The 14,943-nt window shown below is 71.4% G+C and carries 14 protein-coding genes; 7 read left to right on the forward strand and 7 right to left on the reverse strand.

Annotated features, from left to right (window positions below; genetic code table 11):
* The first annotated feature begins 153 nt into the window (after positions 1 to 153).
* From ACZ6CZ_RS36525 to ACZ6CZ_RS36540, 4 genes are read left to right on the forward strand one after another with little or no spacing between them, the layout of a single operon-like run.
* Positions 154 to 1,116 (forward strand): decaprenyl-phosphate phosphoribosyltransferase, encoded by a 963-nt coding sequence (locus ACZ6CZ_RS36525; protein ID WP_469030154.1) that lies wholly within the window; start codon positions 154 to 156, stop codon positions 1,114 to 1,116.
* Positions 1,109 to 2,215 carry an acyltransferase family protein gene (locus ACZ6CZ_RS36530; protein ID WP_469030155.1) on the forward strand — a complete coding sequence of 369 codons (1,107 nt, stop codon included), beginning with the start codon at positions 1,109 to 1,111 and terminating at the stop codon, positions 2,213 to 2,215. Before ACZ6CZ_RS36525 ends, ACZ6CZ_RS36530 begins: the two co-directional genes overlap by 8 nt.
* A complete protein-coding gene (locus ACZ6CZ_RS36535) occupies positions 2,212 to 3,621 on the forward strand; it encodes an FAD-binding oxidoreductase (protein WP_469030158.1) in 1,410 nt (469 codons plus the stop codon). The genes ACZ6CZ_RS36530 and ACZ6CZ_RS36535 overlap by 4 nt, the downstream gene beginning before the upstream one ends.
* Positions 3,618 to 4,379: an SDR family NAD(P)-dependent oxidoreductase gene (locus tag ACZ6CZ_RS36540; RefSeq protein ID WP_469030160.1), complete on the forward strand. Its 762-nt coding sequence runs from the start codon at positions 3,618 to 3,620 to the stop codon at positions 4,377 to 4,379. The genes ACZ6CZ_RS36535 and ACZ6CZ_RS36540 overlap by 4 nt, the downstream gene beginning before the upstream one ends.
* 155 nt (positions 4,380 to 4,534) lie before the next feature.
* Here the strand turns inward: ACZ6CZ_RS36540 and ACZ6CZ_RS36545 are convergent, their stop codons facing one another.
* On the reverse strand, positions 4,535 to 5,257 hold the full coding sequence (locus tag ACZ6CZ_RS36545; RefSeq protein WP_469030163.1) for an enoyl-CoA hydratase-related protein: 723 nt from the start codon (positions 5,255 to 5,257) through the stop codon (positions 4,535 to 4,537).
* A gap of 20 nt (positions 5,258 to 5,277) precedes the next feature.
* Entirely contained in the window at positions 5,278 to 6,495 is a 1,218-nt protein-coding gene (locus ACZ6CZ_RS36550; RefSeq protein WP_469030164.1) for a cytochrome P450 family protein, read from the reverse strand.
* Between the two features lie 468 nt (positions 6,496 to 6,963).
* On the opposite strand from ACZ6CZ_RS36550, the gene ACZ6CZ_RS36555 reads away from it, so the two are divergent.
* Positions 6,964 to 7,950 carry an MBL fold metallo-hydrolase gene (locus ACZ6CZ_RS36555; protein WP_469030166.1) on the forward strand — a complete coding sequence of 329 codons (987 nt, stop codon included), beginning with the start codon at positions 6,964 to 6,966 and terminating at the stop codon, positions 7,948 to 7,950.
* Between the two features lie 169 nt (positions 7,951 to 8,119).
* Positions 8,120 to 8,449, forward strand: a complete 330-nt coding sequence (locus tag ACZ6CZ_RS36560) for a hypothetical protein (RefSeq protein ID WP_469030169.1) — start codon at positions 8,120 to 8,122, stop codon at positions 8,447 to 8,449.
* A gap of 582 nt (positions 8,450 to 9,031) precedes the next feature.
* On the opposite strand, the gene ACZ6CZ_RS36565 is transcribed toward ACZ6CZ_RS36560, so the two are convergent.
* The 5 genes from ACZ6CZ_RS36565 to ACZ6CZ_RS36585 all read right to left on the reverse strand — a co-directional run bounded on the left by ACZ6CZ_RS36565 (position 9,032) and on the right by ACZ6CZ_RS36585 (position 14,049).
* On the reverse strand, positions 9,032 to 9,439 hold the full coding sequence (locus ACZ6CZ_RS36565) for a hypothetical protein (RefSeq protein ID WP_469030171.1): 408 nt from the start codon (positions 9,437 to 9,439) through the stop codon (positions 9,032 to 9,034).
* Positions 9,440 to 9,800: 361 nt separating this feature from the next.
* Entirely contained in the window at positions 9,801 to 10,925 is a 1,125-nt protein-coding gene (locus ACZ6CZ_RS36570) for an SGNH/GDSL hydrolase family protein (RefSeq protein WP_469030173.1), read from the reverse strand.
* A 238-nt stretch (positions 10,926 to 11,163) separates the two neighbouring features.
* Positions 11,164 to 12,753, reverse strand: coding sequence for a GMC family oxidoreductase N-terminal domain-containing protein (locus tag ACZ6CZ_RS36575; RefSeq protein WP_469030175.1), 1,590 nt, complete (start codon positions 12,751 to 12,753; stop codon positions 11,164 to 11,166).
* Positions 12,750 to 13,421, reverse strand: a complete 672-nt coding sequence (locus tag ACZ6CZ_RS36580; RefSeq protein ID WP_469030177.1) for a DUF5987 family protein — start codon at positions 13,419 to 13,421, stop codon at positions 12,750 to 12,752. The genes ACZ6CZ_RS36575 and ACZ6CZ_RS36580 overlap by 4 nt, the downstream gene beginning before the upstream one ends.
* Positions 13,422 to 13,425: 4 nt before the next feature.
* Positions 13,426 to 14,049, reverse strand: a complete 624-nt coding sequence (locus ACZ6CZ_RS36585; protein WP_469030180.1) for a hypothetical protein — start codon at positions 14,047 to 14,049, stop codon at positions 13,426 to 13,428.
* A gap of 244 nt (positions 14,050 to 14,293) precedes the next feature.
* Here ACZ6CZ_RS36585 and ACZ6CZ_RS36590 point away from each other — a divergent pair, with 244 nt between their 5' ends.
* Positions 14,294 to 14,752, forward strand: a complete 459-nt coding sequence (locus ACZ6CZ_RS36590) for a hypothetical protein (protein WP_469030182.1) — start codon at positions 14,294 to 14,296, stop codon at positions 14,750 to 14,752.
* Positions 14,753 to 14,943 lie beyond the last annotated feature (191 nt).

Consider the following 14,943-nt stretch of genomic DNA (forward strand, 5'->3'; position numbering starts at 1 on the left):
ACCCCTGCCCGGCATGCCCGTCTGGAACGACCAGCACTACATCCTCATCTCCACAGCCACCCTCCTCACCCTCACCACCCTCACCCTCCAACCCACCCCGAACGACCAGCCCCTGCATGACGACGCACCTCTGCATTCCGGGAAGGCAGCAGCATGAACGCTTCGCGAGGGCCGGCCCTGCTGCGCGAGGTCCCCGTCCCGGGACATGGCGGACTCGGGCGCGCGGGCGGTCTCTTGGTCGCCCTGTGCCGGACCGCGCGTCCGAGACAGTGGGTGAAGAACACCCTCGTCTTCGTCGCCCCGGGCGTGGCGGGGACGCTGCACCGCCCGGGGCCGGCATGCCACACGGTCATCGCCTTCCTCGTCCTGTGCGCCGCCGCCAGCGGGACGTACTTCCTGAATGACGCCAGGGATGCGGCGAGCGACCGGCTCCACCCGCGCAAGAAGTCGCGGCCCGTGGCCGCCGGCACCGTTTCTCCGGCAGCGGCATACGGCGCCGCGGCGGCGTTGATCGCGGTGGCCGTCATCGTGAGCACCGTCGCCCTCGGCACAGCCCCGGCATCGTGCGTGGCGCTCTACAGCGCCCTGACCGTGTGGTACAGCTTCCAGCTGAAACACGTCGCCGTCCTCGACCTGGTCCTGCTGGCCTCGGCTTTCGTCCTGCGCGCGGTCATGGGAGCCCTCGCCGGGGCGGTGGTGCTGTCGCCCTGGCTCCTCATCGTCACCGCTTTCGGCGCTCTCTTCATGGCAGCGGGGAAGCGGGCGGCCGACCTGCGCACCGCACCGCACACCCTCGCCCGCAAGGTCACGGACCGGGGCTACAGTCTGGCGTTCCTCGTGCGCATCCAGACCCTCACCGCCACGGTCGCCGTGACCGCCTACTGCGCGTGGGCGTTCGGACTGGGCTCGCCGATGCCGGAGCGGGCCGGAGGCGGAGACGGTTCCCTGGGGTTCCAGTTGTCCGTCGTTCCCTTCGTCAGCGGCCTTTTCCGCTACAGCCTCTACCTGGAGCGGGGGGAGGGCGGCGTCCCGGAGGACCTGGTGCTCTCGGACCCCTTCCTGCGGATCGCGGCCGTCTGCTGGATCCTGCTCGTCGTGGCGGGCGCGTATGCCTGACGGGAGGCTGCGCCGTGAGGTACCCGCTCCCGGACCTGTGGCGGCGCCCGGGGCCCGGGCGGGCGCACTGCCCTCGCTCACGGGATCGCGCTGGGCGGCAGCCCTGCTGGTCTTCCTGTACCACGTCCATCTCTACGGGTACTTCGGAGGCCGTGGGGGACGGATCGCCGACTGGGCCTTCGCGCCGGGCCGGGCAGGCGTCTCGTTCTTCTTCGTCCTGTCCGGGTTCGTCCTGGTGTGGTCGGCACCCGCACAGGATCCGGCGAGGTGGTTCTGGCGTCGTCGAGCGGCCCGGATCTATCCGGTGCACCTGGTGACGGGGCTGATCGGGATGCTGCTCGCGGTCAGGGTGCTCCCGTGGCTGCGCCCCCACGGTCCAGCGGCGGCCGTCGGCGACCTGCTGCTGGTCAGTTCGTGGTTCCCGTCGTGGGACCCGATGCGAACGGTCAGTTGGTCGCTGGCGTGCGAGGCGTTCTTCTACCTGGCCTTCCCGGTCCTCGTCGCGGGACTGCGGCGGTGCGCGACCCGTGTCCTGGTCCTGACCGGTGCCGGCTGCCTGGGTGCCGTAGTCCTCCTGCCCGGGGCCAGTGTCCTCCTGGGGGTGCGGTGGGCGCCGTTCTACCCGCCCGTCCGCTTTCCGGAGTTCGCCCTGGGCGCGGTCCTGGCGTGCCTCGTGCTGCGCGGTGCGTGGCGCGGCCCCCGGGCGCCGTACGCGTATGCCGTGACCGTGGCGGGATACGTGATCACTCACTTCGTCCCCGCCCCCTTCGCGGATGCGGCATGCACCGTGGCCGGATTCGCGATGCTCGTACCCGCGTTCGCGCTGGCCGATCTCCGCGGTCTGCGCTCCGTCTGGCGGCATCACCTCGCGGTGAAGCTGGGTCGGCTCTCGTTCGCCTTCTACATGGTGCACATTCTGGTCATGGGGGTCGGCGAGTGGCTCGTCGGCGGCCTTCCACAGTTCGCCCCCGGTCGCGGTCTGGCCGTCACGGGCGTCGTCTTCTGCGCTTCGCTGGCGTGCGCCTGGCTGCTGTACGAGGGCGTCGAAGAGCCGGGCAGGCGCCTGATGGCCGGTCCTCGCCGGCAGGGGGTGTCATGACGGCCCCATCCCGCCAACGATCGCCCTTGACGTCCGCACCGGCGCGTAGGGCCTTGCTCACCGGTTGGGGCCGCACGGCAGCGACCTCCGCCGTACTGACAGGAGCAGGTTCGGAGGACGAGGTGCGCGCTCTCCTGGGCCGGCCCGGAGAACGGGGCGTCGTCGCCCGGGGAGCGGGCCGAAGTTACGGTGACCCCGCGCAGAATGCCGGGGGCACCGTCGTCGAACTCAGCGGTTTGCGCCGCATTCACCGCATCGACGCGGACGGCACGGTGACCGTGGACGCGGGCGTGCAGGTGCGCACGCTGACCCGCCGTCTGCTGCGGCTCGGCCTTTTCCTGCCCGTGGTCCCGGGTACGGGACACGTCACGGTGGGCGGCGCGATCGCAGCGGACGTGCACGGCAAGAACCATCCGGCCGCCGGCAGTTTCGGCGACCACGTCGTCAGCATGGTCGTGCAGACGTCCGGGGGCCGCCGGCTCCTGACCCCGGGCGCCCGGCCCGAGGAATTCTGGGCCACCGTGGGGGGGATGGGCCTGACCGGGATCATCACCCGCGCGACCCTGCGCACGGAGCGGGTGCCGAGCCCGTGGCTCCACCAGCGGGAGCGCCGGTACGAGGACCTGGACGCGCTGATGGCCGCCATGGCGGAAGCGACGCCGGCGCTGCCGCATGCCGTGGCCTGGATCGACGGCACCGCGCGGGGTTCCCGGCTCGGACGTTCGGTCCTCACGCAGGCGGCCTGGGCGCGGCCCGCGGACCTGCCGGACTCCGCACACGCGCCCCGGCACCGCTCCACCCGGGCCAGAGGGGTGCCGCACCGTCTGCTGGGACCGCTGCTCTCCCCTGCGACGGTGCGCGTGTACAACCGTCACCGCTTGCGCACCCTGCGGATGCAGGCCTTGGTGGAGCCGGACACCTTCTTTCATCCCTTGGACTCGATCGCCGGCTGGAACCGTCTGTACGATCCGCTCGGCATGGTCCAGTACCAGTACGCCGTGCCTCACTCGGCCGAGGGGACGCGGGTTCTCATCCGCACGTTCGAACACCTTCAGCGGGCCGGCTGCCCGCCCTTCCTCGCCGTGCTCAAGAGGTTGGGCCGGCATGCCCATCCTTACTTGTCCTTCCCGTTGGCGGGCTGGACCGTGGCCCTCGACTTCCCGGCAGCCATGCCCGGTCTGCCCCCGGTGCTGGACGCGCTGGACCGGTCGGTGCTGGATGCCGGCGGCCGTCTCTACCTGGCCAAGGACTCCCGCTGCGACCCATCGGTCTTCGCGGAGATGTATCCGGGTCTGGGGGAGTGGCGGTCGGTCCGGGACGGGATGGACCCCGGGCGCGTCCTGTGCTCCGATCAGGCGCGCCGCCTCCGGCTCATCGACCCGCGGCAGAGCGGAGAGCGGTCATGAAGAACGCCTTCGGAGTCCTGCCGACCGTCCTCGTACTGGGCGGGACGTCCGACATCGCCCTGGCACTCTGCCGGGAACTGGCCCGGCGCGGAACGCGCACGATCATCCTGGCCGGGCGCGATGCCGATGCCCTTGCCGCGCGCGCGGCCCTTCTGGAGACCCAGGGCCCCCGTGTGCACACCGTGCCCTTCGACGCCGATGACACCGAGGGACACGAAGCCTTCATGCAGGAGTCCGCCGAGCGCTTCGGGGATCTGGACCTGGTCGTCCTGGCCTTCGGGGTCCTGGGCGAATCCGGGCACCTCGCCGCGAGTCACGCCGCCTCCGTGGAGTGTGTGCGGACCAACTTCCTGGGTGCCGTATCCGTACTGCATGCTGCGGTACGGACCCTCAGAGGGCAGGGACACGGCACCGTCGTGGTGCTCTCCTCTGCCGCGGCCCGGCGTCCGCGACCGGCGAACTACACCTATGCGGCCGCGAAGGCGGGAGTGGACACGTATGCGCTGGGCCTGGCACAGAGCCTGGGCGGAACCGGCGTGAGGCTCGTGCTCGTTCGTCCCGGCTTCGTACGGACGGCCATGACCGCAGGCCTTGCCGAACCACCGCTGGCCACCACGGCTGCCGCAGTCGCGAAGGAGACGTGCCGTGCTCTGATGTCGACGAAGGACGTCGTATGGGTCCCGGCGCGGGTGGGCTGGGCCGTCCTCCTCCTCCGGCACCTTCCTGCCGGCATCCTCCGCAGGCTCCCGTACAGCTGAGCACGTGACGGGTACACGGGCAGCACGCTCCGCGAGCACCTCGGCCTCCGCCTGCCGCGCTGAGGGGCGGCGTGGGCCGCCGGGTCAGGGGCGGCGGCCCACGGAAGGGACCGCCGCGCCGGGGAGGGGCCGCAGCGGTCCTGGACCGGGGCGGATCAGCCGAGGGTGGAGAAGAAGGACGGGCTGACGGCGTCCTGGAGGCGCCAGGCGGCTGCCGGGCCCACTTCGTGCGCGGTGCGCGCTATGGCGCGGGCCGCCTGGACCGCCTCCTGGGGGTGGCGGGTGATGAGCGACGCGAGCTCCAGGGCCGCCTGCACGGCGGTGCCGTCCTCCGTGATCTTGTTGACCAGCCCGTGGCGGGCGGCGGAGGCCGCGTCGACGGGCTCGCCGGTCAGCAGCATCTCCATCGCGAGGTGGTAGGGGAACCTCGCCGGCAGCCGGGCCGCCCCGCCTTCGGCGGCGATCAGCCCGCGGGTGACCTCCGGCAGGGCGAAGAGCGCGGACGCTCCGGCGACGATCAGGTCGCAGGACAGGGCCAGTTCCATGCCACCGCCCACCGCGGCGCCCTCCACCGCGGCGATCAGGGGCTTGGTCAGGTGTGCTCGGGTCAGCCCGCCCAGACCCCTGCCACCGACGGCGGGCACGCCGTCGGTGGGGAACTTCTTCAAGTCCATGCCCGAGCAGAAGTGGCCGCCGGCTCCGGTCAGCACGGCGGCCCGCAGCTCGGGGTCCCGGCAGAACTCCGTGAGGGCGCCGTCGAGCGCCTGCGCGGTCGTCACGTCCAGGGCGTTGCGCACCCGGGGACGGTTGAGGGTGATGACCAGGATGTCGTCCCGGCGTTCGACGAGCAGCGAGTCCGATGCGTTCGGGTGCGTCATGGTGTGCCTTTCGGGCGTGGTCAGAACCGGACGAGGGGAAGGCTGTCGAGGCCGCGCATCACGCGCGAGTGCTTCCAGGTCAGCTGGTCTGCGGGGACCGCGAGCCGCACCCGGTCGAGGCGCTCCAGCAGGACGGGGAAGGCGATCGCGCTCTCCATTCGGGCCAGGGCCGCTCCCACGCAGAAGTGGGGGCCGTGCCCGAACGCGACGTGCGGGTTCGGGTGGCGGGTGATGTCGAGGCGGTCGGGATCCGTGAAGACCCGCTCGTCCCGGTGGGCCGAGCCGATCAGCAGGCAGACGGCGTCACCGGGCTCGATCGTCCGCCCGTGCAACTCGATGTGCTCCGCGGCGGTGCGGAAGGTCGAGGTGCGGGCCGGGCAGTCGTAGCGCAGGAACTCCTCGACCGCGCCGGCGGCGAGGCTCGGGTCCGCGGCCAGCAGGGCCTCCTGGTCCGGGTTCTGCAACAGGGCCAGCATTCCGTTGCCGATGAGGTTCATCGTGGTGTCGTGGCCCACCAGCAGCAGCAGGTAGGCGGTGGAGAGCAACTCCTCCTCGGCCATCGTCCCTTCCCGGTCGCACGCCGCGACCAGGGCGCCGAGCAGGTCCTGCTCGCCCTCCGCGCCGGCCGTGCGCTTGCGGGCGATCAGCACGCGCAGGAAGTCGGCCAGTTCGCGCTCGTCGCGCTCCCGGTCCGCCGCGGAGATCCCGGCGGAGGGCAGCAGCACCGTGGCCGCGACGACGGCGCGCGCCGCGGGCGTCGCCTGGTCGGCCGGCACGCCGAGGATGCGGCAGATCATGCGGAAGGTCAGCGGGGCGGAGAAGTCGGCGATCAGATCGATCTGCTCCCGGTCGGCCACCGCCTCCAGCAGGGACTCGGCGTCCTGCCGGATGTAGGTGTCCATGCCGGAGATGCGGCGGGGCGTGAACGCGGAGTTGATCATGCGGCGCAGGCGCAGGTGCTCGGCGCCGTCGGCGTGCAGCACGTGCCGGTTCAGCCCGGCGGGGCCCGCGATGTAGCCGGGGATCCGGTCCGGGTCCTTGCTGAGCCGGGTGTCGCTCAGCAGCGGGAGGACGTCCTCGTGGCGGGATATCTGCCAGACCGTGCGGCCGCCGGAGCCCAGCTCGGGGTGGACCGGATCATTGTCGCGCAGCCATGCGTAATAGGGATACGGGTCCGCCATGCGCATCTTCACCAGATGCTCCGGGGGGTCGAGGGGCAGCAGTTCATCGGTGCGCATGAAGCGTCTCCGGCTCGTCGGAACGGGTGGGTTGACCGCCGGGGCACTTGGCACGCACGCGCGGGTGTGCTCGAGTCCTGCAGCGCATTCCTGAACCGCGCAGTAGTGCGCGGTTCAGGGCGGTTCTGAGCAGCCTTTGCAGTCAAGCAGCGAAAGCGCGTTTCACCGGAGTAATGCGTTACTCGTTCCGTCCCGCTCCGGCTACTCGGTTCCGGCGCGGGCGCTCGCTCACGGTGCGGAGGCCGTGTCGTGCGGGGGAGCGGCCGGTTGACGACATCCCGAGCCGTCGCGGCTTCGTCACGAAGGGTCTTCACCCCTGCTGCGACCGCTTTTGCTTCGAATTCGAAGCACCTGCTAGTGTCCGGATCAGTTGCTTCGAATTCGAAGCGACTGATCCGGGAGGAGCATGCCGCCGTTGCTCCGAAGCCCGCCCTCCCGCTCTCCCTCCCTGCATGAAAGGAGACCCTTGTGAACCCGACCGGTAGGATCACCGCCGCCGTCACCACCCTGGCCGCCACCGCAGTGGTTGCCGTCGCGGGATCCGCCACGGCCTGCCCGGGCGACCGCACACCGCAGCCCCGCCTGTACACCTTCACCTCCGATGCCAACGGCTTCGACACCCAGACCCACTTCCTGGACACGGGCAAGAGCGTGATCGCCTTCGATGCCCAGTTCACCCCGGAGTACGCGCGGCAGGCGCTCGCCTACCTCAGGACGCGTACCGACCATCCCGTCAAGTACGTGGTCGTCACACACCCGAACCCGGACAAGTTCCAGGGCGTCCCGGTGTTCCAGGCGGCCGGAGCGGTGGCGGTGGCCTCCGAGGCGACGGCGGCCGATCTTGACGGCGTGTGGAAGTACAAGAAGAACTACTTCGTCAACGTGACCAAGATGTTCGACGAGTCGGCCTATCCGGCGCTCCCCGCCATGGACAAGACGTTCAAGCAGCACGAGCGGCTCACGATCGACGGCGTCACCGTCGACCTCGACGTCCTGGCCGCGCCGGGCGTCTCCACCAGCCAGACGATCGCCACGATCCCCGCGCTCAAGAGCGTCGTGGTCGGCGACCTCGTCCACCATGACACCCACGCCTGGCTCGAGGGCGGCATCGTCGACGGCCGCCCCACGCCCACCCTGAACGGCTGGAAGCGCGACCTGGACGAGATCAGGCGGCGTGTGCCCGCCCGCTGGACGGTCTACGGCGGCCGCGGCTCCTCGGCGCACGTGGACGAGGCCGTCGCGCAGCAGAAGGACTACCTGGAGACGGCCGACCTCGACGTGCGGCGGATGGTGGCCGCCCTCACGCCCGCCCAGCGCACCTCCGCCCTCGCCAACCCGTCCCGGCTGGTCTCCGAACTCACCGGCAGGCTCACCGCCCAGTACCCCTCCTACCGCCTTCCGTACATGATCGGGTACGGCTCCTACGGGCTCGTCACCCAGCACCTGGCCCACTGAGGAGCGACGGCGCACACCGGGACCGCCCGGCCGCCGCGCCACGGGCGAGTCCCCAGGCGCGCCGTCCTCGACCCATGAAAGACCGTCCCGCATCGTTCTCCTGAGTAATGCGCACTCAAGCGATTCGCACCGGAGTTCGCGATGCCGGGAGCCTGGTTAGGCTCCCGGCATGAAGAAGATGAAGCGGAATATCGCATTGGCCATGAGCGGCGTCGCGGCGTCCGCCGCCATTTCCCTTGTGGCCGCGCCAGCCGCGATGGCCGCGACCACCCAGTATTACCAACTCCAGTGCTCCACCTATACCGGCGGCAGCCTCGGTTCGTATTACGGCGGTGCCACCTGCACCGGGGCGGGCGTCTGGAAGGTGAAGGTCGACTGCGCGGTCGGCGGGACCCTCTACAGCCCTTCGGTCTTCTCCCTCGGTGAGACGCAGAGCACCAGCGCGGGTCCCTGCTGGTGGGGTGTCAGCTCGGTCCAGATCATAGAGATTCCTGCCTGACGGCGGTCACACGGAGGAAGCGGGGCTTTCCTGCCCCGGGAGCTCCGCGGTCCTCCGCGAAGTCGTGAACCAGCGGGACGCACCCTGGCGCGCCCGTCCGACCTGGAGTGACGGTGCAATCCGAGGGTGGGTTGCGGGACGACCCCGGCCCCGCCACGACTGCGGAAGACCGGCGAGATACGACGCGCTGCTCGCCCGGACCGGGGCCATCACGCCGGACGCACGGGCCGGCCGGGGCGCCTGCGCCTCACAGCGGTACCGCCTTGGCCCGGCTCGTCGGCCGACGTCCGCTGAACGCGTCCGACGACGACCACGCGACCGCGTCTCCCGCACTCCCGGCACCTCCGAGCCAGCCCGAAACACCTTCCCGGGACCGTACCCGGGGAACAGCTGCCCTCCGCAGGTGCCCGGTCAGGCCCGGCCGTCCTGGGACAGGCCCTCCAGCAACCGCCGCAGGATCGGACGGGCGTGTGTCCACAGCACCGACCCGCCGGTGCCCGGGACGAGGTGCCGCACCGCGCGGGGGATCCGCGACGCGAGCTGTTCGCCCTGGTCGGGGGAATGGCTGCGGTCCTGTGACCCCTACCACACGTCCACCGGTGCCGTGATGCCGGCAAGGTCACAGTCCCAGGGACGCATGGCGAGCAAAGTGTCGCGCGCGTACCCTCCTGGGCCTTGGACGAAGGCCTCCTGAAGGGCCCGGGAGTAGGCGGCGCTGAAGCGGGGCTCCTGATAGACAACGAGGTCGCATCGGGGACTGTGTCGCATGACCAGGTCCCGCATCGCCTCCGGGGTGAAGCGGGCGAAGACCGCCTCGGCCTCCTGCGGCCGCATCACGGCCAGTTCGGCCAGCTCGCGCATCTCCTGCGGCATCAGGCGTGCCGTCGCGGGCCGTGCCATCTCGTCGGTGGCAGCGACGAGGGCGACCGCGTCGCCCAGCCCTGCCGAGGCACAGGCCAGGGCGAACGGCGCGCCCTGGGAGTACCCCACGACGCCGCCGGGCGCCCGCCACCCCCGTCGGCCGGCCAACTCGGGCGATGTCGGCGGCGAAGTCTGACAGGGTCCGCGCCGGACTGGCCGTGGAGGCACCGAGCCCGGGGCGGTCGACCGAGACGAGCCGTACTCCCAGCTCATCGAGGTCCGCGATACCGAAGCCCAGCGAGCGGCTGGTGGCGGCTCCGGGACACAGCAGAACGGGCGTCCCGTCCTCGGGGCCCCACTCGGCCCAGGCCAGCTGCCTGCCGTCCGCGAGGGCGGTCGCGCCGAGCCGCCGGGGGGCCCAGGTGTCCGTGGTCATGTCACCGTGTCCCTTCCGCGTCGTCGTCCCGCCACGGCTTCCGTTAGCGTCCGGTCAGGGACGCAGGGGATTGATGTACTCGATGTCGTCGTAGCTGCTGCAGTCGTACTGGCCTCGGGGCCGGTAGTTCAGGAGGGAGAGGCAGCTGCCGATCTTGACCTGTCCGAAGGCGTTGGGGTGGAAGTACTCGGCGGTGTCGCCGCCCTGGAGGAGGGCGGCGGGCGCCAGGAAGCGCGCCCACTCGCTGGTGACCCGGGACGGTGAATGCGTCGCGTCGGCCAGGACGGTGGTCGCGGAGCACACCTCGTGACGGTCGAAGAGGTACTGCAGGTCTAGGAACTCCGTGCCCTTCTTGGTGGCGACCGCGCGCAGTTCGGAGGAGATGCGGGGGATCAGTGAGAGGCGCGCCCAGTTGAGGTCCGCGTCGTACATGGGACAGCCTTCCTTCAGCCGGTCGACCTTCGAACGCAGCTGGGAGGCGCGGGGGACGGGGGAGGGGTAGGACTGGAGGACCAGACGGTAGTCCTGGGTCGCGTAGCCGTTCGCGGTCATCACGGCCCGGATCTCGTCGATGGACTTGCCGACGCCGGCCATGGCCGGCGCCATTTTGGCGTTCAGTCCCTCCTGGATCCCGGCATGGCAGGAGTTGTTGCTGAACATGTAGTGCGCAACGCAGCTCTCGATGATGTCGGAGAAGCCGAGGTTGTTCCCGCCGATCGACAGCACGATCATTCTGACGTCCCGCGTGGCCGCGATGCCGGCCAGACGGTCGGCCTGGGGGGCCTCGCCCTTGAACCACTGCCCACCGTGTGTCGCGCGCCAGATGTTCTCGGACTTGGCGCCCGAGCAGGCGATGTTCTGCTTGTCGTTGACGGCGATCGTGTTGGTGAGGATCTCGGCCTTGTTCGACCGGTGACAGCCGTTGTCGGCCGTCCAGGAGTACACCCGTGCGGGGTCGGAACTGCCGTTCTTGTACGCAAGGTCGGTGCCGCTGCTGTTGCCGCCGGTGCCCAGGCTGTTGCCGGCCCACCGCCCGCCCTCCCCGGAGATGTAGCTGTCGCCCATGGAGACGATCGAGGTCGTGGGCGCGCCCGGTCTGGCCTGTGCCGGCGTGACGGCGCCGGCCGCCAGACCGGCGGCCAGGGCGGGGAGGAGCAGGAGTCTTGCGCGTCGTTTCATGACAGCGTCCCGGGGCGTAGGGGCGAGGAGCCGGCCGTATGGGGGCCCGCGGACGGAGCGGCCGCGGCGGCCGGTTCAGCGGGGACCGGGAGGCGCGTATGCGTCTCTCCGGAAGAGGAAAACGCAGCGGTGCGTTTCCGCGGATGAGTACTCCCTACCTGAACCGGTCCCGTGGCGGCCGGTGTGCTCGCGGGTCCCGCCGCCCGGCAACGCCGCACCGGCGGCCGGTCCGCCCGTCCTAGCGGCCGGGGAGCGGGCAGCCCGTCCGTACGGTGACCCCGGCTTCAGCCGCTCTTTCGGCGATCGCGGGGACGGCGCGTTCCGCGAGCGCCGCGATGGTCAGCGACGGGTTGACCGTGAGAGAAGTCGGCACCGCGGCACCGTCGGTCACGAACAGGCCGGGATGGCCGCGCAGTTCGTGCCGGTCGGTGAGCGCGCTGGTCGCCGGGTCGTCACCCAGCCGGACCGAACCCAGCGGGTGGGCGGTGACGCTGCCCGCCACGGCCTCACTCCAGGGCCGGACGCCGGCGAGGCCGTCGCGTTCCAGGATGTCCCGCAGCGCGCCGTCCGCCCGGTCCCAGCCATGCCGGGTACGGACGGTCGGGTGGTAGGCCATGGTTCCCCGGCCGAGCCCGGGAGCGAGGCGGACGAAGCTGCCGGTGGGCGGTGGGGCAGCAAATGTCCCCTCATTGTCGTCCTCGGTCATCGCCAGCGTGGTGAGCCAGGACGGCCACCGCGCGCGCAGGGCACGCTTGCCCGTCCCGAACCAGCCGGACGGGCCGGCCGCCTGCGCCAGCACGTTGACGACCGGCGGGAAGTAGATCTGCTGAAGGGTGAAGCTGGTGAACTCCGGCGCGGTGGGGTCGAGGTAGTCGTAAGTCGCGGTGGTGATGGGACGGCCGACGGGCAGGGCCCGGTAGGCGGACCCGTCCGGGCGGGACAGCCCCAGCAGGTCCCGCGCCTTGTCCTCGTCCACCTCCGCCACGCTGACACGGTCCCCGTTGCCGGAGAAGTAACGCCCCACCGCGCCAGGGACACCCCCGAGCAGCAGTGCGGACCGCTGGAGCAGGACCGGCGTGCCGACCGCCCCAGCGGCCAGGACGACGACCTTGGCATGGATGACCTCGGCCTGGGCCGTGCAGCCGTAGTCGTCCGGGTCGAGCACCAGGGAGGTCACGGCGTACCGGTATCCGGGAAGGGGCGAGGGAGCGACTGCCTGGACCTCGTGGAGCGGCCGGATGACGGCCCCGTGCGCCTCGGCGGCGGGAAGGTAGTTGAGCAGGAGGGAGCGCTTGGCGTCGAACCGGCAGCCCGACAGCATCCAGTTGCAGTTGACGCATCGGGCCGTGTCGACGGCGACGGGCACCGGATTGCAGGTTCGGCCCGCCCGCCGACAGGCCGCCGCGAGCACCCCGCCGGCGTAGGAGACGTCGTTCCACCCGGTGCGGGTGACGGGCAGGGCTTCCTCGACGCGGTCGTACCACGGGTCGAGGCCGGCCCGGGTCAGCGCGGCCGGCCACACGCGGCGGCCCGAGCCGCCCCGGCGTTCGAAGACGAAGGACGGGGCCCGGAGCGAGGCCGCGAAGTACACGACGCTGCCGCCGCCGACGCAGTTGCCCGCGACCACACTGATCCCGTCCCCCTGGATCACGTCCACGATCTTGTTGTACGTGCCCAGCCGCAGCGATTGCTCGAAGTCCGCGGTGGTCCTGCGCGGCCCCCGCTCCAGGACGGTGACACGGGCGCCCCCGGCGGCGAGGTAGTAGGCCGGAATGGCACCGCCGAAGCCGCTGCCCACCACCAGGACGTCTGTGAGCTGCACGTTCATGCGGGGCTCCCGGAGGGGGTCGTAGCCGGGTGGAGGGCCGCCAGGGCACGCCCGTAGGTGAAGTCCGGGAATCGCCACAGGCCGTCAGGTCCGGGCAGCGGGAAGCCGATCCAGGCCAGCCCGGGGTGGCCTTCGGTGGCGGCGTGGGCGGTGTCCGACGCGGCCGCGGTGTCGAAGGCGAGCCCGACCAGCAGGGCCAGCACCTGCCAGACGGGGAGATCCGGTCCGCCCTCGTCGAACAGTTCACCCATGAGGGCGGTGCGGTGCCTGAAGGACAGGCCGACGAACGGCGGCCGGTCCGGTGGCAGCCAGATCAGGTGAAGCGTCGCGTATGCGACGGCTCGGGCATCGAGGAGCGAGGCGAGCGAGGGGAGCAGGGGTGCCAGCGGCAGAAGCGGCGAGCCGAGCAGGCCGAGGACGCCGGCCTGCACCGCCCCCGGGCCAGTGACCGCCCCGGCGACCACGACGTCACCCGGGAAACGGCGTTCCCCGGGGACGAGGGTGTCTGCGAACGCCAGCAGCGTCTGCGTGCTCCAGGGCTCCGCGGAGCCCAGGGCGGCGGTGGCCGTGTCCGTGGTGGCCGCCTTCGCCGGGAACCCGGAGACGGCCAGCAGGGCGAGGGTGCCGGTGAGCGCCTGGAGTACGTCCCTGCGGTCCGGGCCGGTCATGGTCTCAGTCCGCCAGGGCGCAGCGGACGCTGAACGGGAGGGCCACGGTCAGGCCCGTCTCGCCGGCCGCACTGCCGTATTCGCCCAGTGCCCGGGAGAGGTCCGGGTACTCGGCGCGCAGCGCCGTCGCGGCGTCACCGATGCCGACCGTGTGCCCGTTGATGCGGAAGTTCGTCAGACGGGCGCCTGCCCGCAGCTCGGACTTGTCCCACCAGTACTGGCCGTCCCAGGCCACGACCGGGGTCGCGCCGGACGTGGACTGCACGCTCCAGTGGTCCTGCTGGTAGTAGTGGCAGGTCATCAGGGAGAGGGCGACCCGGGCGGGTTCGGCGACGAGGAAGCGCAGGGCCCCGCCGTTGTCGGCGGTGATGTCCCGCTTGCTGTACTCCACGCAGAGCGGGTCGGTGAACATCAGCCACCAGGGCGGCACTTCGCCCTCCCCGAACCGGTGCCAGGCGCAGGTGCCGGCGAAACCGGGTTCGGTGAACGGTGCGACGGTCGGGGACGCCGCCGCCGGGGACTGCTCACGGACGGCGGCCCGGGCGGGGCTTCCCGGCAGCACTGTGAACGACAGGGCGAGAGCCGCCGTCACGCCGACCACGGCTCCACGCCAACGCTGGTACGACACCGAACCTCCCGGAGATGGGTATGCAGTGGACTGGTGGATGAGCCTCTCATCCAGAGAAGAGTATGTGTGGTGCTCACGTCAAGACGGAGGAGGGTGGTCGTCCGACTCGCCGCTGAGCAGCCGGTGCCAACCGTGGTGCGGCCGAGCCGTTGCGCTGGTTGTCCGTAACGGCCGTCTCATTGACCCGGTCGTACCGCCGGCCGTGAAGGCGTGCCCTACGCGTCTACGGTTGGCCCCTCCGGCGGTGACCGGACAGACGGAGGGGGCCATCATCGGCACGCGTGGAACCACCGCACTCCTGTGGGCGCTGGCAGTGTTCGACCTCGCCCTGACCTGGACCGCATGGGTGGACCCCGGGCGGTGGTTCGTGCTGCTGCACGGTGTGCCCGTGCCCCTGGACGGCTCCGCCGACGGCTTCCTGCCGCGGACCGGGGCCTCCTGGTTCATGTTCGCCGTCCTGGAATGCGCCGCCGCCCTGCGGTGGCGCCAGGGCGGCCACTGGCTGGCCGCCGTGGCGGCGGTCCGCGCCAGTGACTGCCTGACCGATGTGACCTATGCGTTCGCCACCCCCCTGCCGCTGCTGCCGGCGGCCGGCATCGCTCTGGGCGGAGCGTCCGCCGTCAACGTCTGGCTGACCTGGTACCTGCTCCAACGACACACGGCACCTCGGCTCCGGCCGCCGCAGGAGGAGTCCGCGGAATGAAGGGCCGGGTACTCATCGGCGTCCCGTTTGCCGGGCCTAGCTTGGTCCACCGGCCGAGGGCCGTCGAGCCCGCTTTCGCGGGTGACGAGTGGAATCGCGAGTGAGGGTTGTGGGCGTATGTCAGGTTCGGGGTTGTGGCGGTTAGGGCGTGTGCGCCTGGTCGGGGCGGCGGCGCTGGCGCTGACGTTGAG

It is taken from the genome of Streptomyces sp. NPDC041135, from assembly GCF_055592085.1.